Here is a 19,120-nt window from a genome sequence, read left to right on the forward strand (position 1 = left end):
GTGCGGGTCCAGGAGATCAAGTCCTGGATTCGGCACAGGAGGACAGATGACTGCGGATGTCGTGATCGTCGGGGCGGGGCCGGTCGGGATGAGCGCGGCGGCGTTGCTCGACGCGGCCGGTGTGGCGGTGGAGCTGGTCGACCTCGCCGCCGGGGTGAACCCCCACTACTCGAGGGCCACCACCGTGCACCCGCGCACGCTGGAGGTGCTGCGCGGGGTTCGGGGCAGCACCTCGGGGTCGATCGTCGAGCGGATGGTCGAGCAGGGGACCCGGCTCCCGATGACCCATTTCGGGCTGCTCACCCGGTTGCTGGACTACCGCGGGCTGGACACCGAGTTCCCGTTCGTGCTGATGATCCCGCAGGCGCGGACCGAGGGCCTGCTAGCCGACCACCTCGGCGAGCGCGGTGTGCCGATCCACCGCGGTGTCGAGGTCGTCGACCTGGAGCAGGACGAGCGGGGCGTCCGGCTGACGACGCGCCGCGGTGGGCGCACGGACTTCCTGGAGGCCCCGTTCGTCGTGGGCGCGGACGGTGCGCGCAGCGCGGTGCGCGGGATTCTCGGGGTGCCGTTCCCCGGCAGCGAACCGTCGATGTGCGGGTTCGTCGCCGACGTGGAGCTCGACCGGCCGCCGTCGCACCCGCACCTGTGGCAGGTCGGGAAGGGCACGCTCAACGCGCTCCCGCTCCCCGACGGCGCGTTCCGGGTGTTCGGAACGGAGGCGCGCGACACCGGTCTGGACCCGCAGACCGTCCGGCGTCGCCGCGACGAGCCCCTGGACATCGACGCGCTGCGCGCGAGCATGCGCCGCATCGCCGGGGATGACTGGGGTGTGCGCGCGATGCGGTGGGATCCCGCAACACCGACACCACCCGCCACGTCGAGCACAACCGGGTGGGGCGGGTGTTCCTGGTCGGCGACGCCGCCCACATCCACCTGCCCGCGGGTGGTCAGGGCCTCAACGTCGGGGTCCAGGACGCGGCGAACCTCGCGTGGAAGCTCGCCGCCGAGGTCCGGGGCTGGGCGCCTGCGCACCTGCGCGTCGGGGCGCACAGCTACGAGGCGGAGCGGTTGCCGGTCGCTCGGCGGCTCGCGGCCAACACGCTGGCCCAGGCCGCGGTGTCGATGACCTTCACCGCCGCGAACGCCGCGTTGCGGGACCTGCTCGGTGAGCTGATCGACCAGCGCGGGGACACCGCGGCGACGTTGACGGGGTGGTTGTCGGGCCTGGAGGTCCACTACCCGGCCTCGCCGGGTGCCCACCCGTCGCAGGGCGACCGGCTGCCCGACCTGCTGACCGGGCGCGGCCGGGTGCACTCGCTGCTCGCGCCCGACCGCTTCCTGCTGGTCGGTCTCGGCGGGCGCGCGCTCGATCCCGCGTTGTCCGGCTTGCTGCCGGACGGTCACCCGCGGCTGGACGTCGTCACCTCCCACGATGGCTGGTCGGACCTGACGGCGGCCCTCGTCCGCCCCGACGGGCATCTGGCGCACGGCTGGAGCGGCCACGACGTGCCCGGTCGCGACGACGTCGCCACCGTCGTCGAGCAGTGGACTACGCCGGGACCGGACGTCCCCGGCGACCTCGTCACCGCGAGTCCCGCGGCCGCCCGTCGGGACGCCTGAGTCCGGGACGTTCCACCACCAGCAGATCGGAAACGGGAACAACCATGTCCATCCTCAAGGTCCTCGTCGTCGGAGCGGGCCTCGGCGGGCTCACCCTCGCGCAGTCGTTGCGCGGCCACGGTATCGACGTCGCCCTGTTCGAGCGCGACCCCGACCCGTGGGACCGCCCGCAGGGCTACCGGCTCCACCTCGACGCCGACGCCCGCAACGCCGCCAGGGAGGTCCTCAGCGACGACCTGTGGGCCGTGTTCGAGGCGACCTCCTACCGCACCGAGACCTTCACGACGATCCTCGGCACCGACCTGTCGGTGATCAAGCGGATCCCCACCGCCGACGAGCTCGACGACCGGGTGTGGCGCAGCCGCGTCACCGGCCACGCCAACGTCGACCGCGCGACCCTGCGCCAGATCCTGCTGCACGGCCTCGACGACGTGGTCCACTTCGGCAAGACCCTGGACCGCTACGACGACACCGGCGACGGGGTCACCGCGTACTTCACCGACGGCACCACCGCGCACGGCGACGTCCTCGTCGGCGCCGACGGCATCCGGTCCGCGGTGCGCCGCCAACGGGCACCCCACGCGGACACCGTCGACGCCGGCATCACCGCCATCTACGGCCGCATCCCGTTGGACGTCGCGACCTCGTTGGTGCCAAAGGAGGTGATCACCGACGTGTTCACGATCTCCTCCGACGACCGCAAGGTGTTCCTCGGCCTGGGCGCCGTGCTGTTCCCGACGCGCCCGACCGAGGCGGCCACCGCGCACGCCCCAGGGCTGGCCATGCGCGAGCAGGACGACTACGTCGTGGCGATCGTCGGCGGCCGCCACCAGTACTTCCCGACCCTCGGGGCACAAGTCCACTCTCCCCGGGAGTTGCAGCACGTCGCCGCCGACGCGCTCGCCGCCTGGCCGAGCGTCGCGGCGGACGTCGTCCGGGCAGGCGATCCCGACTCGTTCTTCCCCGTGGCGATGTACACCAGCGTGCCGTGCACTCTCGACGCACCCTCACGCGTCACCCTGCTCGGCGACGCCATCCACGCCATGACGCCCACGCTCGGCCGGGGCGCCAACGTGGCGATGCGCGACGGTGCGCTGCTCGGTCGTGCGCTTGCCGCTGTTTGGGAGGGGAGGACCGAGTTGCCCACGGCTCTGGCGGCTTACGAGCACGACATGCTGGCCTACGGCTTCGCCGTCGTCACCGCCGCGGCAAGGACAGGACAACAGCGCATGGCCCAGAACCCGCTGCCGGTCTGACGCCCTTGGGTGGTGGCGGACCTCCGCGTGCGCCACCGGTGATCGCACGCGGTGTCGTGCGACATGCCTTGCGAGGTCGACCACGCCGGTCGACCTCGCAAGGCGTCGGGGCTCTGCCGGTCAGTGGTCGAGGCGGCTCCAGAACTTCCTCATCAACTCCACCGCCGCGTCCGGGTCCTGGTGCATCCAGTAGTGCGACTTGCCCGGCAACACCACCAGTTCCGCGGAAAGCCGTTCGGCTGTCTCACGGCTCAAGCGCAGACTGCCGTACGGGTCGTCCTCCGGTGCGACGACCAGTCCTGGCACCGCCGCGGCGGCGGCGAACTGCGGGCCCCAGTCGCGGTAGTGGTACAGGTTGGGTGTCGCGTCCCGGTACAGGTCGTACATCGTGTCGGTCATCGTCTTGTCGGCCACCTCGTCGATCACCGCCATCACCTCCGCGTCGATGCCGCGCGGCACGAGGAACTGCTCGAAGGAGCCGTGGGGTTTGCGCAGGCCCTCCAGGAACTTCGCGCCGTCCGGCGACTGGATGACCTGCGCGCCCTCGTGCCACGTGTAGTCCGGGTGGATCGCCTCGCCCGCGTCGCTGATCCAGGACCGGATCGGCAGGTCGTAGGCGGAGACCACCCGCAACGCCAGGTGGGAGCCCCAGTCGTGGGCGACCAGGTCGATCGGCCCCTCGACGTGGCGCAACCGCTCGGCCAACCACTCGGCGTAGTCGTGGTTGTCGCGCATGGCTGCCGGTCGCGGGCTGCCGAAACCGGGTAGTTGGACCGCGACGCTCTCCTCGTCGAGGCGTTCACGGACGACGTCCCACACCACCGACGTCTCTGGCACACCGTGGACGAACACAATGGTCATGATCTTGCCTCCTCATCGGAGGCTTGAACATATCATTGAGTTATTCAAGTAGTTGTCGCCTGGCTGAGACGGGCTGCCGCACCGCTCCGGATCCGGGAGCCGGACCGTCACCAGGCCACGGGGAGGGAGGTGACGCCGTGGATGGGGGAGGAGGTGCGGAACGCGACCTGGTCGAAAGGCACGGCCAGGCGTAGTGATGGGAAGCGGCGGAGCAGGGCGGGGATGGTCGTCTTCAGTTCGACGCGGGCCAGTTGCTGGCCGAGGCACTGGTGGGCGCCGAAGCCGAAAGCGAGGTGGGGGAGCGGTTTGCGGTGCACGTCGAGGCCGGGGTTGTCGCCGACGAGGGCGGGGTCGTGGTTGGCGGCCATGACGGACAGCGAGAGCCATTCGTCGGTCTTGAGGTGGTGGCCGTTGACCTCGGTCTCCGTCGTGGCGCGCCGGTCGAGGTAGGTGACGATGGACAGGTAGCGCAGCAGTTCCTCGATCGCGGAGGTGGCCACGTCGTGGTCGTCGCGCACGGCGGCCAGCTGGTCGGGGTCGCGCAGCAGGGCCAGGGTGCCCAGCGTGATCATGTTGGCGGTGGTCTCGTGCCCGGCGATGAGCAGCAGGTTGCCGAAGCCGATCAGCTCCTCGTCGGTGATCTCGTCGCCGTGCTTGGTGATCACCTCGCCGAGCACGCCGTCGCCGGGCTCGACGCGCAGCTTCGCGACGAGCCCGGCCATGTAGGCGTGCATCGCGGCGTAGTTGCCGAACTGCTCCTGCTGTGGACGCGAGGTGTCGAGGAGGACGGCGCTGCGGTGCTGGAAGTCGGCGCGGTCGGAGTAGGGGACGCCGAGGAGCTCGCAGATCACGAGCGAGGGGATGGGCAGGGCGAACGCCTGGACGAGGTCGACGCCCGGCCCTGACCGCTCCATGGCGTCGAGGTGGTCGGTCACGACGCTCTCGATCCACGGCCGCAGGTGCTGCAACCGCCGGACGGTGAAGGCGCCGCCGAGCATCCGCCGCAGCCGGGAGTGCTCGGGACCGTCGTAGGCGAGCAGGAAACCGGGCTGGTTGAACAGGGTGCGCGGAGCGTCGGGGTCGGCGTTCATGTCGGCCGCGACGTGCTCGTGCGCGAACACGGCGCGGACATCGTCGTAGCGCGTGACCGCGCGGGCGTCGAACTGGCCGAAGAACGGGTGGAAACGGGGGAAGACGGGCAGGTCGGGTTGCTCGCGCATCGCGTTCACCTCGGCCGAGGGTTCGAACGGGCAGCCTTCCGCGCGGCGGCCGGTCTGCACCACTGGGGGAATCGCGGAATCGGTCACGGACAACACCTCGTCGCTGGTTTTCGAAATGCACGGAGAACCGGTCTGTGCTGTACGGCGAAAGCGCCGGCCCGCCCGGAAGAACGCTCTCGATCCACTGTGTCATCCGCCATTCTATGAGTCAACTGTCTCATAGAATTGAGACGGTGACGTGCGACGGCGGATCGGCGGGCCTCGTACCATGCGGCGGTGACCTACTCGACGGACCCGCGGGCGGTGCGCAGCCGGGAGGCGATGCTCGCCGCGGCCCGGCAGCTGCTGAGGCACGAGGGTCCCGGCGCGGTCACCCACCAGCGGATCGCCCAGGAGGCGGGCGTGGGGCGGGCGACCGTCTACCGGCACTGGCCGCAGTCCGAGAAGCTGCTGGTCGACGCCATGGGCGGCGCGGAGCTGCCGCTGTTCAAGGACCCCGAGCCGCCCGTCCGCGAGTGGCTGCACCGGCAGCTCCGGCGGATGGCCGACGAGCTGGCGGTCCCGACGGTCGCGGCCGCCTCGCTCACCTTGGCGCAGTCGGCGATCTGGGACGCGGAGATCGCGCGGCGGTACGACGAGTCGGTCACGACGATCTCCGACCGGATCCACGCCGCCGTCCGGTCGGCCGTCGAGAGCGGGGAGCTGACCACCGACCTGAACGCGTCGGACCTTGCGGTGGTGCTGGTCGGCCCGATCGTCTACCGCACGGCCATGCAGCGCGGCCTGGTCCCGGACGCCCTCATCGCCCGGCTCGTCACCGGCATCGGGACCTGGCACACCTGACGTCCGACCGAGTAGACGTCGTCGAAGCGGGTCGTCCCCGCTGGTCCGCGGTATCCGGCGTGCTGCGGGCGTCGCCCGTGGTCGATGACGGCGCCCGACCTGCGGGCAACTTTTCGACCGCTCGGGCGTCCTGCCAGCATGACGTCGACTCCGGAGAGCCGTGTGGCTCCTGTTGATCCCGCCGAGCACGCCGGCTACGACAGCATCGCCGAGGGGTACTCGGCCGAGAACGAGAACAGCTTGATGAACGCGTACTACGAGCGGCCCGCGATGTTGGCGCTCGTCGGGGACGTGGCCGGGCGGCGTGTGCTCGACGCGGGGTGCGGTTCGGGGCCGTTGTCCGCCGCGCTGCGCGATCGGGGTGCGGTCGTGACCGGTGTGGACGCCAGCGCCGGCATGCTGGAGCTGGCCCGGCGGCGGCTGGGCGACGACGCGGATCTGCGGGTCGTCGACCTGGCCGACCCCCTGCCCTTCGCCGACGGTGCGTTCGACGTCGTCGTCGCGTCCCTGGTGCTGCACTACCTGCGGGACTGGGGGCCGACGCTGGCCGAGCTGCGCCGCGTGCTGGTGCCAGGTGGGCGGTTGATCGTCTCGGTCGAGCACCCCTTCGTCATCACCCAGTTCCAGCGCGAAGCAGGCGAGAAGCCCGACTACTTCCGGACCCGCGAGCGCACCGAGGAGTGGCAGCTGAGCGGCCAGTCCGCCCGGCTGACCTTCTGGGACCGCCCGCTGCACGCCATGACCGACGCCTTCACCGCGGCGGGCTTCCGCATCGACGTTCTCAGCGAACCACTGCCCGCACCCGAGGCCCGCGAGCTGTTCCCCGAGGACTTCGCCGGGATGACGGGGACCGGCTTCCTGGGCTTCCTCTTCTTCGCGCTGCGGGTCGACTGAGCGGGGGTCGCCGAAGCGGCATCACCCGTGTTTCCGACGACCGCGCACCGCCGGCTCTTCGGGCGCATCGCCGATCGGTCCGGCGAACAGCCGGCGTGGTCAGGGCCGGGCCGCTCGGCGACCGCGCGGGGCCGGTCGTCGAAACGGGTGGGGCGTCGGGAGGTTCTTCGGTGAGTGTGGTGGCAGTGGCGAGGCAGCTCCGCGGCACGTGTGCGGAAGGACGCCCGCCGTCCCGCAACCCCAGAGCCAGGAGGACTTCTCGATGCCCGCGATCCGCGCCGGTCTGCTCAAGCTCGACAAGGACGTCAAGGTCGTCGTGCTGAAGGCGGACCCCAAGGCAGGCCCCGAGGACCTGGTCACCGTCGTGCCGTTCATCAAGAGCAAGCCGAAGAGCGGCGTGCGCTACCACGAGGTGAACACCTTCTACGGGGACATCTGGGTGCTGGTCCGCGATGTCTACAGCACCCGCGCGGCGAACCTGAAGAACCGCTGGTCGCCCCTGGACCACCTCAAGTCCCACCAGTTCGCTCCGCTCAAGGCGGCGGTGGACAAGGCCTCCGAGTAGGCAACGCCAAGCGCCGCACGGAGTCGCGTCACACCTCGGGTGGTGGGAGGTGGCGTTCGCTCCAGTGCGATAGCGGGTGGAGGAGGGTGATGAGTTCTTCGGCGTCGGGGGTGAGGGTGTAGGTGATGTGGACCGGGGTGGTGGGGGTGACGGTGCGGGTGATGAGGCCGCGGGCCTGGAGTTGTTTGAGGCGCAGGGTGAGCTGGGGGTCGGAGATGCCGGGGACGAGGGCGCGGTACTCCTTGTAGCGGCGGGCGCCTCGGGTCGCGGCGATGAGGATCGGGCCGGTCCAGCGGGTGCCGATGATGTCGATGGCGCGCAGGATCTGCCGGCAGGTCTCCTCGTCGACAGGGGTGTGCGGTGGCTTGGTCACTTCTCCAGGGTAAGTAACTTCGGTGACCTTTGCCAGGTCGGAGTGGCGAGCGGAGGCTTGCCGTGGAGGGCGGCAGTCGACGTCCTCGTCCACCGGCACATCAAGGGGCGACGGCAAATGACGACAGTTCTGGTGGCGGGCGCGACGGGCGGTCTGGGCAGCCTGGTCGTGAAGAACCTGCTGGACCGCGGTGCCGACGTGCGGGCGCTGGTCCGAACGTCCTCTGTGGACAAAGTGGCGGCTCATCCGAACCTGACCGTGTGCGTCGGCGACCTGGCGGACGGCGCGGACGCCTTGCGGCAGCACGTCGACGGTGTGGAGGTCGTCGTGTCCGCGGTCCAGGGCGGGCCGGAGGTGATCATCGACGGGCAGCGGGAGCTGTTGCGGGCGGCGGAGCGGGCGGGTGTGCACCGGATGGTCCCGTCGGACTTCTCGATCGACCTGTACGGGTACGGCTACGGCGTCAACATCCTGTCCGACCTCCGCCGGGTGTTCGCGGAGTCGTTCGCGACGTCGACGGTCGCGCGCACGTCGGTGGCGGTCGGCGCGTTCCCGGAGTACTTCCTGGGACCGGTCCACGAGGTGCTGGACCCGGCGGCGGGCACGTTCTCGGTGTGGGGTGACGGCACGCGCCCGATCGACATCACGACGATCCCGGACACCGCGGCGTTCACGGCGGCGATCGCGCTCGACCCCGGCACCGCAGGCCGCGAGGTGCACGTCGTCGGTGAGCGGTTGTCGATGCTGGAGCTGCGGAACGCGGTCGAGGCGGCGTCCGGACGGCGGTGGGCGCTGGTGCGCAAGGGGACGGTGCAGGACCTGAGGGCGGAGGTCGTGCGCAGGCAGTTCGCGGCGTCCAGCATGCTCGAGTACGTGGCCCTGCAGTACCAGGTGGCCATGTTCGACGGGTCGGCCTCGCTGCGGGACGTGCGCAACGCCGACTACCCGGACGTGGTGCCCACCTCGGTGGCGGCGTACCTGGCGGGCTCGGGCGCGGCGCACTTCACCGTGCCCGACCAGGTGCGGCGCCCCGATGAGTGGCCGACGGCGGTCTGACAGGCCTACGGGCTCGTCACCTTCCCCGCCAGCACGTCGTGGACGGTGACCTTCTCCAGCTCGGTCGCGACGGCCCCGGCGACCGCGCGGTCGAGGGCGGTCAGCGACTCCTGCACGCCCCGGCCGACCGCGCACGCCGGGTCGGGGCCGTGCAGGCCGAGCACGGGGTCGGTGCCCTGGAGCAGGTGCCACACGGTGGCGAGGGTGATGTCGTGGGCGGCGGCCGCGAGCTCCCAGCCGCCGTGCACGCCCGGTCGTGACCGGACCAGGCCGGCCTCGCGCAGGGGGCCCAGGACGCGGCGGATGTAGACGGGGTTGGTGTTGGTGCTGGTGGAGAGCTCCTCGGAGCTCACGGGGTGCTCGCCGGTGTCGCCCGCGAGGTAGGTCAGCACGTGCACGGCCACCGCGAACTGGGTGTTCTTCGACCGCGCCATGACCTCATGTTGCCATATCGCAACTGTTGTGACTACGGTTGGGTCAATCCGCAATCACAACAACTACGAATTGGGGCCGCCATGACGATCGCCATCACCGGAGCCTCCGGTGCACTGGGACGGACCACCGCCGACCTCGTGCTGCGGACCGTCGACCCGCGGGAGGTCGTGCTCACGACCCGGCACCCGGAGTCGCTGGCCGACCTCGCGGCCCGCGGTGTCGAGGTGCGGCGGGTCGACTTCGCCGACCAGGGCACTCTCACCACCGCGTTCCAGGGCGTCGACCGGCTGCTGCTCGTCTCCACCGACGCGATCGGCGCCCGGCTCGGCCCGCAGCGAGCGGCCATCGCGGCCGCGGCGGAGGCGGGGGTCGGGCACCTCGTGTACACCTCCGTGCCCGACCCGGTTCCGGCCAACCCGGCGCTGGTGGTCGACGACCACGCGGGCACCGAGTGGGTGCTGGCGAACGCGGGTCCGAAGTGGACGGTGCTGCGCAACAACCTGTACACCCACATGCAGGTGCCGGTCGTCGAGCAGGCCATCGCGTCCGGCACGTTCGTCACCAACGGCGGCGTCGGCACGACCGCCTACGTCACCCGCGAGGACTGCGCCGCCGCGGCCGCCGCCGTCCTGACCCAGGACGGGCACGAGGATCGCGCCTACGACGTCACCGGACCCGAGGCGCTCAGCGCCGCCGACCTGGCGGACCTCGCCCGCGAGATCGGCGGCCGCGAGGTCGAGGTGGTCCACGTCGACGACACGGCGTTCGCGGCCGGGCTGCGGGCCGCCGGGCTCCCGGACGGTGCCGTGGAGCTGGTCACCTCGTTCGGCGCGTCGACCCGCGGCGGCTTCCTGGCCACCACGAGCCCCGTGGTGTCGGACCTGACCGGTCGCGAGCCGACGGCGGTGGCCGACGTGCTGCGGGCAGCGCTGGCATGACCGGCGCGGCCGTCCTGCTGGTGCTCAGCGCACTGGTGGCGCTCGGTCCGCTGTCCACCGACGCCTACGTGCCCGGCCTGCCCCGGCTCACCGAGGACCTGGGCACCTCCGCGTCCGCGGCGCAGCTGACCGTGACGACCTGCCTCGTCGGCCTGGCAGTCGGGCAGCTCGTGGCCGGGCCGATGAGCGACGCGCTGGGCAGGCGGAGGCCGCTGCTGTTCGGGCTCGCGGTGTACACGGCCGCGGGGTTCCTCTGCGCGGTCGCCCCGAACGTCGGCGTCCTCGTCCTGTGCCGCGGTGTCCAGGGCGTCGGCGGCGCGTTCGCCCTCGTCATCGCCTACGCGTGCGTCCGCGACCGCTGCTCCGGCAAGGCGGCCGCCCGCTACTTCTCGCTCCTGCTGCTGGTCACGGGGCTCGCGCCGGTGCTCGCACCCCTTGCGGGCGCCCAGATTCTCCGGTTCTCCGACTGGCGCGGCGTCTTCACCGCCCTCGCCGTGCTCAGCGCCGCCGTGCTGGTCGCCGCTGCCGTCGTGCTACCGGAAAGCCTTGCGCCGCAACGCCGTTCGTCCGGCGGCTTGCGCGCGACCGGTGCGGTGTACCTCCGGTTGCTGGGGGACCGGCGGCTGGTCGGGTACGCGCTGGCCAACGCGTTCGTGTTCGCCGCCGTGTTCGCCTACATCGCGGGTTCGCCCTTCGTGCTCCAGGACGTCCACGGCCTGTCCCCGCAGCGGTACAGCGTGGTGTTCGCCGTCAACGCGGTCGGCCTCGTCGTCGCGGCGCAGGCGAGCGGACGGCTCGTCCGCCAAGTGGACCCGCGGGTGCTGCTGGCCACCGGCGTGGTCGGCTCGGCGGTGGGCGGCGTGGCCGTGCTCGCCGTCGTGGTCAGCGGGGCGGGACTGTGGCCGTTGCTCGCCGCGTTCTTCGTCGTGGTCACGAGCGTAGGGCTGGTGCTGCCGAACGCACCGGCGCTGGTGCTGGAGGACCACGGTTCCCACGCGGGCGCCGCCGCGGCCCTGCTCGGCTTCGCCCAGTTCCTGTTCGGCGGCCTGGCCGCCCCTCTCGTCGGCCACGGCGCCGTGGCCATGGCCGCGGTGATGGCCGGGCTCGGGGTCGCCGCGCTCGTCGTGCTCGTCGTTTCGCACACCCCACAACACGAGCGGCACCTCGCCGCACCAGGAGGTCCAGCATGACCAGCATCAGCTTGCGCCGCCTGGCCTGGGCGGGCGTGGAGATCTGCCTCGAAGGCACCCGCCTGCTGATCGACCCGCTGGAGAACGCCGACCCGCTCGCCCCCGTCATGGGCAAGCCGAGGCAACCTCTCCCCGCCGTCGACACACCCGCCGGGACACACGCCCTGATCACCCACCTGCACCCCGACCACTACGACCACGCCCTGGTCGCCCGGATCACCACCCCCGGCACCCTCGGCTGCCACGCCCTGATCGCACCCGCACTGCGCGAGGCCGGCCTGGATCCCGTCCCGCAGGAGATCGACCAGCCACGGCGGATCGGTCCGTTCACCGTGACCCCGGTGCCCTCGCTGGACTGGCGCGGCCACGACTCGGACCAGGTCGCCTGGGTCGTGGAGGGCGGCGGCCGCCGGATCATCCACTGCGGCGACACCATGTGGCACGGCGACTGGTGGCGGATCGCCCGCGACCACGGCCCGTTCGACGTCGCCTTCGTCCCCGTCAACGGGGTCATCGCGCGGTTCGAGGGCTACGAGGCCAACGTCTCGGTGACCATGACCCCCGAGCACGCCGTCGAGGCCGCCGCCGTGCTCGGCGCCACCGCCGCGTGCGCGATCCACCACGGGCTCTTCCACAACCCGCCCACCTACACCGAGCAGCCCGACATCGGGCAGCGCTTCCGGACGGCCGCGCGGGCACGTGGCATCACCGCTGTGCTCGTGGCCGACGGCGACCCCGTCCCGGTGGGGTGACCGGCGGCGCGGTGCGGGACACCGAAGGCTCGGCGCTTCCGGCCGGGTGGGTGCTTGATCCGGTGGCGGTCGGTGGCAGGCTTGGCCTCGTCAACTGAAGATCGCGCGCGTGCGGGGGAAGTCCGGTGTGAGTCCGGCGCTGACCCGCAACGGTGTGCCGCTGCCCGGCGGCGAGCCCGATCACCCGCACCGCGCGTGCCTCCAGCTCCTGTCGTGGCTCGCGGGAAAGGGATCTCCGTCGATGAGACGCCGTCTGCTCACCGTCGCACTGCTGTGCGTCGTTTCCCTATCAGCACCATCCACCGCCTCCGCAACCCACAACCCCGCGGACGCGGCCGCGGGGTGGCTGGCCCGCCAGCTCGTGGACGGCGATCACGTCGAGGTCGACTTCGGTGGGGTGAAGTACCCCGACCAGGGCGCCACCATCGACGCGGTCTTCGCGTTCGCCGCGGCCCGCGCCTCCGACGACCACACCGACCGCGCCATCGCCTGGCTCGCCCGGCCGGAGATCGCCGCGGGCTACCTGGGAACCGACGGCGAGTCGTACGCGGGCGCCCACGCCAAGCTCCTGCTGGCGGCCCAGGTCACCGGCAAGAACCCTGCCGCCTTCGCCGGCGTCGACCTGCCCGCGGGGCTGCGCGGCCTGCTCACCCCGTCGGGCCGGTTCTCCGACCGCTCGGCATTCGGCGACTTCAGCAACGCCTTCACCCAGTCCCTCGCCCTGCTGGCGCTGGACCGCACGTCCGCGGGCGCGCCGGCGGCCGCGGTCGACTTCCTGGTGGGGACCCAATGCCCCGACGGCGGTTTCCCGCTGTCGTTCGGCGTCACCCCCTGCGTCAGCGACGTCGACTCCACGGCCCTGGTCACGCAGGCGTTGCGCGCCACCGGGAAGAACCTCGACGCCCAGGAAGGCCTCACCTGGCTGACCGGCGTGCAGGCCGCCAACGGCGGGTTCGGTGTCGGCACGGCCGCCCCCAACGCCAACAGCACCGGTCTGGCGGGCCAAGCGCTCAGGTCGGGCGGCCGACTCCTCGCCGCGGCGAAGGCGAAGTCGTTCCTGCGCGGCCTCCAGGTCGGCTGCACCGCCCCGGCCGGGAACCGCGGCGCCATCGCCTACGACGCGTCGGGTTTCGACCCGTCGACGGCCGGACGCGCCACCGCGCAGGGCGTCCTCGGCCTGGCCGGTGTCGGCCTCGCGAACCTGCACGCGGGCGGTCGGCACGACGCCCCTGTCCTCACCTGCCCGTGACGTGCGGACCGGGCGCGGGTCAGCCCCGCGCCCGGTCGGGCACGAAGTCCACGACCGGGTCGAACGCCGCCCGGCGCGCCGCCCGCCGGAACACCGCCAGCACCGCGGGGCCGACCAGCAGGATGGCGACCAGGTTCGTGACCGCCCGCCCGGTGTCCCAGCCCGCCGTCGACGTCAGCAGCGTGAACACCGCGAACCGGTGCAGGTTCTCCAGTACCGGCGCGCCCGCGACGAACGACAGCTGCGTGCCGACCCCGGCGGTGAACGGCCAGAACCACATGTTCATCAGGAACCCGAAGAAGTACGCCGAGAACACCCCGTAGGCGGCGAGCATCGCGATCTCGGCGCGCCCGGACGCCTTGCGCGGCAACAACCCCGCGCCCAGCCCCACCCACGACGAGCACAGCATCTGGAACGGCAGCCACGGCCCGACGCCCGCGGTCAGCAGCGCGGAGGCGAACAGCGACGTGGAGCCGAGCACGAACCCGAACCCCGGCCCGAACACCCGCCCGCTGAGCACCAGCATGAAGAACACCGTCTCGATGCCCGCCGTCCCCGCTCCCAGCGGGCGCAGGGCGGCGTTGATCGCGGACAGCACCCCCAGCATCGCCAACGCCTTGGAGTCGATGCCACCGCCGGAGATCTCGGCGAGCACGATCGCGATCAGCACCGGCAGCGTGACGATGAAGATCAGCGGGGCGTCTGCGGCGTGCCCCAGCGCGGCGGGCTCCGGCGGCGCGAACAGCGGCCAGAAGAACATGGCCAGCCCCGCCAGTGACGCGAGACCCAGCACCAGGGCGGTGCGCGGGGTGATCCGCACCGTGCGCGGGTCGGTGGCGTGGTCGGTCACGGCCGCTCCTCCAGCGCTCGGGCGACTTCGCCGACGGTGAGCCATTCCAACGGGTGCAGCACCTTCGCGACCTGCGGGGCGAACGCGGGGGAGGACACGACCACGTCTGCGGTCGGCCCGTCGGCGACGATCTCGCCCTCGGCGAGCACGACGACCCGGTCGGCCACGTCGGCGACGAACTCCACGTCGTGGGTCGACACCACGACCGCGCGCCCCTCGCGCGTCAGCTCGGCCAGGATGGCGGCGAGGTGGCGCTTCGCCTCGTAGTCCAGGCCGCGGGTCGGCTCGTCCAGCAGCACGATCCGCGGCGCGGCCGCGAGCTGCACGGCCAGCACGAGCGCCAGCCGCTGGCCCTCGGACAGGTCGCGCGGGTGCCGCTCGTCGGGGATGCCCGGCGCGAGGCGGTCGAGCAGCGCGCGGCACGTCCCCGGCTCCGAGTGCGACTCCTGGTCGGCCTGCGCGCACTCGGCGCGGACGGTGTCCAGGTACAGCAGGTCCGTCGGGGTCTGCGGCACCAGCCCGACGAGGCCGCGGGCCACCCGCGGCTTGAGGTCGGCGGGGTCCGCGCCGCCGACGGAGACCGCGCCCGCCTGCCGGGGACCCGATCCCTGCAACGCCCACAGCAGCGACGACTTGCCGGACCCGTTGCGGCCCATGACCGCGACGATCCGCCCCGGCGCCAGGTCGAGGTCCAGGCCGCGGACGGCGACCAGCGTGCCGTACCGCACGACGACCCCGCGCGCGGTCAGCGCCGGGTCGGCCGTGCTCGGCGCGGACGCCGGCCGGGCCAGCCCGGCCAACCGGTCGCGCAGCCCGTGCGCGACCCGCCGCGCGTCGCGGACGGACAGCGGCAGCGGCGACCAGCCCGCGAGCCTGCCGAGCTCGACCACGGGCGGCGCGACCTCGGACACCGCCATGACCTCCCGTGGCGTTCCGCTGACGACCGAGCCGTCACCGGTCAGGTAGAGCATCCGGTCGGCGAAGTGCGCCACGCGTTCCATCCGGTGCTCCGCGACCAGGACGGTGACGCCGAGGTCGTGCACCAGCCGGGTGATGGCGGCCAGCACGTCCTCGGCGGCGGTCGGGTCCAGCGCGGAGGTCGGCTCGTCGAGCACCAGCACCCTCGGGTGCGCGGTGAGCACCGACCCGATGGCCACCCGCTGCTGCTGGCCGCCGGACAACGTCCTGAGTGGACGGTGGCGCAGCTCGGCGATGCCCAGCAGGTCGAGGGTCTCCTCGACGCGCTTGCGCATCACGTCCGGCGGCACCGCCAGCTGCTCCATGACGTAGGCGAGCTCCTCCTCGACGGTGTCGGTGACGAAGCCCGCGAGCGGGTCCTGGCCGACCACGCCGACCACGGCGGCGAAGTCGCGCGGCTTGTGGTCGCGGGTGTCCAGCCCGGCGACGACCACCCGGCCCGCGAGCCGCCCTCCGGTGAAGTGCGGGACGAGCCCGTTGACCGCGCCGAGCAGGGTCGACTTGCCCGCGCCGGTCTTGCCCGCCACCAGGCACAGCTCGCCCTCGTCGACCGTGAGGTCCACTGCGGACAGCGTGGCCCGGTCGGCTCCGGGGTAGGTGACGGTGACGCCCTGGAACTCGATCACCGGTGGGCCTCCGCGGTCGACGGTGGGGGTGGCGCGATCCACGCCGGGAGCAGGCCGACCAGCACGCCGGACGCGGGCAGCGGCGCGAGCTGCGGCCAGCGCAGCGGGCTGAGCGACGGGTAGAGGTTCGCCGCGTCGACCGACGACGTCAGGTACAGCACGGCCGCCGCCGCGATGCCGCAGGCCGCCACCACGACGTCGGCGGCACGCCAGCGGTCCGGCCGGTAGGCGGACTTGGTCACGTTGCGGCCGCCGAGCAGGAACCCGGTCCCGGCCACGACCAGTCCGGCCAGCAGCAGCGGGACGCCGAACGCGCGGGTGGTGCCGTCCATGAGCCCGTACACGCCGACGCACACGCCGAGCAGGCCGGCGACCACCAGGGCACCGGTGGTGCGCCGCAACGCGGTCGGCACGTCGCCGGAGCGGCCGTACCCGCGCACGTCCATCGCCGCGGCCAGCGCGAGCGAGCGGTCCATGGCGTCGGACAGCACCGGGATGATGATCCCGTGCAGCGCCCGCATCCCGCGCTGGCCGCCACCGCGCAGCCGTCGGGCGCGCTTGACCCGCAGCACGCTCTCGGCGAGCTGCGGCGCGACCGACAGGGCGACGACGACCGCCGCGCCGACCTCGTACAGCGCGGAGGGCAGGCCCTTGAGCATCCGCTTCGGGTTGGCCAGCGCGTTCGCCGCACCGACGCAGATCAGCATGGTGGCCAGCCGCAGCCCGTCGTAGAACCCGCCGAGCAGCTCCTCCAGCGTGAACGGGCCGAGCAGCTGGATGCCCGCGGCGACCTCGGGCAACGGGATCACCGGCAGCACCAGCAGCACGTGCTCGCCCTGCGGTCCGCCCAGCAGGACCCGGAACAGCACGCGCATCACGACGACGGCCGCGCCGAGGTAGACGTAGAGCCGGAACGCGAACGCCCACGGCGCGTCACCCCGCCGGTTGACCACCACGAAGGCCACGACGGCGAGCACCATGGCCAGCAGCACCGGGTTCGTGGTGCGGCTGGCCGTCACCGCCATTCCCAGCGCCCACAGCCACCACGCGGCCGGGTGCACCGCGCGGGGCAGGCGGTACCACGACCGGACCGCGCGGGTCGGCTCGACGGACAGGGTCACCGGCCGGCCGCGCGCCTGCGCCGGAAGCCGACCACACCGCCCGCGACTCCCAGCAGCACCACGGCTCCCACCCCGATGAGCGCGCCGACCGGGCTGTCCGACCGCTCTTCTGCCGCGGTGTTGCGGACCTCGCCGGACCACGCCGCGCTGTCCGTTGTGGACGGAGCCGTCGACGACGCTCCGGTCGTGGTGGGCGCGGATGACGACGAGGACGCCGGCGCGGACGACGAGGTCGGCGCCGGTGACGTGGTCGTGGTGGCACCGGTGGGTGCGGTGGGAGGCGCGGGTTTACCGGGGGCGCCAGGCTGGACGGGGACGACCGGTGGCACCACCGGCGGTCTCGTGGTCGTCGGCGCGGCGACCGGACGCACCGGGGCCACGCGCGGCGGCGGGTTGGTCGTCTCGGTCTTGTCCAGGGAGAACGACCAGCCCTCGAAGCCGCCCGCGGCGGGCTTGCGGTTGAGCACTCCCTTGTCGGAGTAGGTCCACGCCCCGCCGTTGGGCGCGTACCAGTACGACCAGTAGGCGCGGGCGGGCGGGGTGTCGACGCAGGCCTCGGAGTTGGCCGCCGGTTTGCCCTCGATGCGGCAGATGAACCCCTCGCCCCACCGCTGGGTGCCGGTGATCCCGATGCCCGCGTTCTTCAACGCCGCCAGACCCGTCGCCTGGTCGCCCGAGGCGCACCGGACGATCGTCGAGCCGCCCAGCTCCTGGAAGTCGACGACCACGGTGATCCCGCCCGCGTCCGGGCAGAACCCCGGTGAACCCTGTGCCACCGCGGGGTTCGGGAAGCCGAAGGTCGTGGCGAGCACGAGCAGGGCGGCCAGTGCGAACCGCGTCATTCCGGACGCCCGGCGCCGCGCCGCCTGCCGAGGAACCACACGACCGCGCCGAGCCCGATCAGCAGCACGGCCAGCCCGGTGATCCCGATGACGGAGGCACCGGTGCTCGCGAGCCCGGACGGCGTCGTGCCGGTGTCGTTGTAAGTGGTCTCGGAGGTCGTGTCGGTGGTGGTGGACTCGGTCGTCGTCCCGCTGGTGGACTCGGTCGTGCTCACCTCCTCCGACGTGGTCGTGGTCGTCGTGGTCGAGGACTTCGTGGTGGTCGTCGTCGTGGACGAGGACGAGGTGGGCGGGTCGGTCTTCTTGCCCAGGTCGCCGAAGGGCACCATCGCGAGACCGAGGACGGCTTGCGCGGTCGCCCGCCGCCACTGGTCGCGGGAGAACTCGGGGATGCCGCCCGCGACCGCCTCGGCGAACGCGTCGTCGTTGTAGGCGATGGCACCGACCTCGGCCGCCGCCTCACCCGCGTTGTCCGCCGTGAGCTGGTGCTCCGCCAGGTACGCGGCGGCCTCGTCGGCGTCGGTCGTGAGCCCGGCCGCGGCGAGCGCCTGACCCGCGAGCCCGGTGCTGTTGGTGTTGGACGGGTCGGTCGGGCCGGACCCGCCGAAGGAGCCGTCCGCGCGCTGGGTCTTCGCGAGCCACGCTGCTCCCTTGGCGGCCGCGGCCTTCGCCCCGGTGGCCCCGGCCGCGTCCGCGGCGAGCAGCGCCTGCACGGCCATGCCGGTGGAGTCGGGGTCGAGCACGGGGTTCGTCGCCTGGTCGCAGGTCGGGGCCGGGGTGCCGAACTGGTCGGGGGAGAGCCGGAACCCACCCGCCGCGCACTGCTGGCGCAGCAGGAAGTCCACGACGTTCTGGGGGACACCGCCCGTGCGGGCCAGTCCGACGACGGCGAGCGACTGGGCGAAGGTGTTGCTGCTGTCCTCGGGTATGCCCTTGTCCCGGACGCGGCCCGCGTTGTCGCCGTCGGCCGCCACCAGGTCCAGGGTCTCCCGCCGCAGGTCGTAGCCGCCGAACTTCGCGGGATCGGACCCGGTCGCGACCGCGGCGACCAGCAGCTTCGCCGTGGCACCCGCGATGCGCACGTCCGGCGTCCCGAAGTCGTCGTAGCTGTTGTAGCTGCGCACGTGCGCGGCCACGGCCTTGGTCACGGCGGAGAGCGCGTCCTGGTCGGCACGGGTGGCCGACAGCGCGAACAGCCCGTCGACGGTGAGTCCCCAGTCCGGGCCCGCGAAGCCCGGCAGGGCCCCGTCGACCAGGTCGCCCGCCAGCCACGACGCGGCCTCCGACGCCTGCGCGGACTTGGCCGCTCCCGCGGGCTGGGCGAGGACCAGGAACCCGGTCGACACCAACGCCACCACGCCGACCACGGCGCTCACCCGCCTGGACAGTGCTGCGCCCACGACGACCCCCTTCGACCACGGAGGTCACGGCGCAGCGCCCGGACGGCC

Annotated in this window: 19 protein-coding genes and 2 pseudogenes; 12 read left to right on the forward strand and 9 right to left on the reverse strand. The window is 72.7% G+C overall.

Annotation, left to right across the window (positions count from 1 at the left end):
* Nucleotides 1–88: 88 nt before the first annotated feature.
* The 4 genes and pseudogenes from CLV43_RS49480 to CLV43_RS27675 form a co-directional block, all read left to right on the forward strand.
* A pseudogene (locus CLV43_RS49480) lies at nt 89–580 on the forward strand (FAD-dependent monooxygenase); the annotation flags it as partial.
* Nucleotides 581–903: 323 nt separating this feature from the next.
* Nucleotides 904–1,041: pseudogene (locus CLV43_RS49485) on the forward strand (FAD-dependent monooxygenase); the annotation flags it as partial.
* Nucleotides 1,042–1,071: 30 nt separating this feature from the next.
* A complete protein-coding gene (locus tag CLV43_RS27670) occupies nt 1,072–1,623 on the forward strand; it encodes an aromatic-ring hydroxylase C-terminal domain-containing protein (RefSeq protein ID WP_106190423.1) in 552 nt (183 codons plus the stop codon).
* 44 nt (nt 1,624–1,667) lie between these two features.
* The gene (locus CLV43_RS27675) at nt 1,668–2,879 is read left to right on the forward strand and encodes an FAD-dependent oxidoreductase (protein WP_106190424.1); all 1,212 of its coding nucleotides are present in this window, start codon (nt 1,668–1,670) and stop codon (nt 2,877–2,879) included.
* 120 nt (nt 2,880–2,999) lie between these two features.
* Here the strand turns inward: CLV43_RS27675 and CLV43_RS27680 are convergent, their stop codons facing one another.
* Nucleotides 3,000–3,740, reverse strand: coding sequence for an alpha/beta fold hydrolase (locus CLV43_RS27680; RefSeq protein WP_106190426.1), 741 nt, complete (start codon nt 3,738–3,740; stop codon nt 3,000–3,002).
* 107 nt (nt 3,741–3,847) lie between these two features.
* Nucleotides 3,848–5,047, reverse strand: a complete 1,200-nt coding sequence (locus tag CLV43_RS27685) for a cytochrome P450 (protein WP_245887044.1) — start codon at nt 5,045–5,047, stop codon at nt 3,848–3,850.
* 189 nt (nt 5,048–5,236) lie between these two features.
* Here CLV43_RS27685 and CLV43_RS27690 point away from each other — a divergent pair, with 189 nt between their 5' ends.
* The 3 genes from CLV43_RS27690 (at nt 5,237) to CLV43_RS27700 (ending at nt 7,262) form a co-directional block, all read left to right on the forward strand.
* Nucleotides 5,237–5,803: a TetR/AcrR family transcriptional regulator gene (locus CLV43_RS27690; RefSeq protein ID WP_245887045.1), complete on the forward strand. Its 567-nt coding sequence runs from the start codon at nt 5,237–5,239 to the stop codon at nt 5,801–5,803.
* A 138-nt stretch (nt 5,804–5,941) separates the two neighbouring features.
* The gene (locus tag CLV43_RS27695) at nt 5,942–6,697 is read left to right on the forward strand and encodes a class I SAM-dependent methyltransferase (protein ID WP_106190430.1); all 756 of its coding nucleotides are present in this window, start codon (nt 5,942–5,944) and stop codon (nt 6,695–6,697) included.
* Between the two features lie 262 nt (nt 6,698–6,959).
* Entirely contained in the window at nt 6,960–7,262 is a 303-nt protein-coding gene (locus CLV43_RS27700; RefSeq protein ID WP_106190431.1) for a hypothetical protein, read from the forward strand.
* A 28-nt stretch (nt 7,263–7,290) separates the two neighbouring features.
* Here the strand turns inward: CLV43_RS27700 and CLV43_RS27705 are convergent, their stop codons facing one another.
* On the reverse strand, nt 7,291–7,635 hold the full coding sequence (locus tag CLV43_RS27705) for a winged helix-turn-helix transcriptional regulator (protein WP_170156038.1): 345 nt from the start codon (nt 7,633–7,635) through the stop codon (nt 7,291–7,293).
* 117 nt (nt 7,636–7,752) lie between these two features.
* Between CLV43_RS27705 and CLV43_RS27710 the strand changes: the two genes are divergently transcribed.
* A complete protein-coding gene (locus CLV43_RS27710) occupies nt 7,753–8,691 on the forward strand; it encodes an NmrA family NAD(P)-binding protein (protein ID WP_106190435.1) in 939 nt (312 codons plus the stop codon).
* A 5-nt stretch (nt 8,692–8,696) separates the two neighbouring features.
* On the opposite strand, the gene CLV43_RS27715 is transcribed toward CLV43_RS27710, so the two are convergent.
* Nucleotides 8,697–9,125, reverse strand: coding sequence for an Rrf2 family transcriptional regulator (locus CLV43_RS27715; protein WP_106190436.1), 429 nt, complete (start codon nt 9,123–9,125; stop codon nt 8,697–8,699).
* Nucleotides 9,126–9,206: 81 nt separating this feature from the next.
* On the opposite strand from CLV43_RS27715, the gene CLV43_RS27720 reads away from it, so the two are divergent.
* The 4 genes from CLV43_RS27720 (at nt 9,207) to CLV43_RS27735 (ending at nt 13,255) form a co-directional block, all read left to right on the forward strand.
* A complete protein-coding gene (locus CLV43_RS27720; protein ID WP_106190438.1) occupies nt 9,207–10,064 on the forward strand; it encodes an NAD(P)H-binding protein in 858 nt (285 codons plus the stop codon).
* Nucleotides 10,061–11,254 carry a multidrug effflux MFS transporter gene (locus tag CLV43_RS27725; protein ID WP_106190440.1) on the forward strand — a complete coding sequence of 398 codons (1,194 nt, stop codon included), beginning with the start codon at nt 10,061–10,063 and terminating at the stop codon, nt 11,252–11,254. Before CLV43_RS27720 ends, CLV43_RS27725 begins: the two co-directional genes overlap by 4 nt.
* Complete coding sequence (locus CLV43_RS27730; protein ID WP_106190441.1) at nt 11,251–12,006, forward strand: MBL fold metallo-hydrolase; 756 nt, start codon at nt 11,251–11,253, stop codon at nt 12,004–12,006. The genes CLV43_RS27725 and CLV43_RS27730 overlap by 4 nt, the downstream gene beginning before the upstream one ends.
* A 241-nt stretch (nt 12,007–12,247) precedes the next feature.
* On the forward strand, nt 12,248–13,255 hold the full coding sequence (locus CLV43_RS27735) for a prenyltransferase/squalene oxidase repeat-containing protein (RefSeq protein WP_106190443.1): 1,008 nt from the start codon (nt 12,248–12,250) through the stop codon (nt 13,253–13,255).
* A 19-nt stretch (nt 13,256–13,274) separates the two neighbouring features.
* Here the strand turns inward: CLV43_RS27735 and CLV43_RS27740 are convergent, their stop codons facing one another.
* The 5 genes from CLV43_RS27740 to CLV43_RS27760 form a co-directional block, all read right to left on the reverse strand.
* Complete coding sequence (locus tag CLV43_RS27740) at nt 13,275–14,105, reverse strand: ECF transporter S component family protein (RefSeq protein ID WP_245887046.1); 831 nt, start codon at nt 14,103–14,105, stop codon at nt 13,275–13,277.
* On the reverse strand, nt 14,102–15,709 hold the full coding sequence (locus tag CLV43_RS27745) for an ABC transporter ATP-binding protein (RefSeq protein WP_106190648.1): 1,608 nt from the start codon (nt 15,707–15,709) through the stop codon (nt 14,102–14,104). Before CLV43_RS27745 ends, CLV43_RS27740 begins: the two co-directional genes overlap by 4 nt.
* A complete protein-coding gene (locus CLV43_RS27750) occupies nt 15,706–16,734 on the reverse strand; it encodes a CbiQ family ECF transporter T component (protein ID WP_211304595.1) in 1,029 nt (342 codons plus the stop codon). Before CLV43_RS27750 ends, CLV43_RS27745 begins: the two co-directional genes overlap by 4 nt.
* A gap of 92 nt (nt 16,735–16,826) precedes the next feature.
* Nucleotides 16,827–17,672 (reverse strand): ABC transporter substrate-binding protein, encoded by an 846-nt coding sequence (locus CLV43_RS48610; protein WP_211304576.1) that lies wholly within the window; start codon nt 17,670–17,672, stop codon nt 16,827–16,829.
* The gene (locus CLV43_RS27760; protein WP_106190449.1) at nt 17,669–19,072 is read right to left on the reverse strand and encodes a prenyltransferase/squalene oxidase repeat-containing protein; all 1,404 of its coding nucleotides are present in this window, start codon (nt 19,070–19,072) and stop codon (nt 17,669–17,671) included. Before CLV43_RS27760 ends, CLV43_RS48610 begins: the two co-directional genes overlap by 4 nt.
* Nucleotides 19,073–19,120: the final 48 nt, after the last annotated feature.

Origin of the sequence: Umezawaea tangerina, from assembly GCF_003002815.1 — a bacterium.
Lineage (GTDB): Bacteria > Actinomycetota > Actinomycetes > Mycobacteriales > Pseudonocardiaceae > Umezawaea > Umezawaea tangerina.

Bases quoted from the DNA above. Each gene is read 5' to 3' on its own strand.
- CLV43_RS27675 (WP_106190424.1), top strand. From the start codon at position 1,668: ATGTCCATCCTCAAGGTCCTCGTCGTCGGAGCGGGCCTCGGCGGGCTC.
- CLV43_RS27680 (WP_106190426.1), bottom strand. From the start codon at position 3,740: ATGACCATTGTGTTCGTCCACGGTGTGCCAGAGACGTCGGTGGTGTGG.
- CLV43_RS27695 (WP_106190430.1), top strand. From the start codon at position 5,942: ATGACGTCGACTCCGGAGAGCCGTGTGGCTCCTGTTGATCCCGCCGAG.
- CLV43_RS27700 (WP_106190431.1), top strand. From the start codon at position 6,960: ATGCCCGCGATCCGCGCCGGTCTGCTCAAGCTCGACAAGGACGTCAAG.
- CLV43_RS27710 (WP_106190435.1), top strand. From the start codon at position 7,753: ATGACGACAGTTCTGGTGGCGGGCGCGACGGGCGGTCTGGGCAGCCTG.
- CLV43_RS27715 (WP_106190436.1), bottom strand. From the start codon at position 9,125: ATGGCGCGGTCGAAGAACACCCAGTTCGCGGTGGCCGTGCACGTGCTG.
- CLV43_RS27720 (WP_106190438.1), top strand. From the start codon at position 9,207: ATGACGATCGCCATCACCGGAGCCTCCGGTGCACTGGGACGGACCACC.
- CLV43_RS27725 (WP_106190440.1), top strand. From the start codon at position 10,061: ATGACCGGCGCGGCCGTCCTGCTGGTGCTCAGCGCACTGGTGGCGCTC.
- CLV43_RS27730 (WP_106190441.1), top strand. From the start codon at position 11,251: ATGACCAGCATCAGCTTGCGCCGCCTGGCCTGGGCGGGCGTGGAGATC.
- CLV43_RS27735 (WP_106190443.1), top strand. From the start codon at position 12,248: ATGAGACGCCGTCTGCTCACCGTCGCACTGCTGTGCGTCGTTTCCCTA.
- CLV43_RS27750 (WP_211304595.1), bottom strand. From the start codon at position 16,734: ATGGCGGTGACGGCCAGCCGCACCACGAACCCGGTGCTGCTGGCCATG.
- CLV43_RS48610 (WP_211304576.1), bottom strand. From the start codon at position 17,672: ATGACGCGGTTCGCACTGGCCGCCCTGCTCGTGCTCGCCACGACCTTC.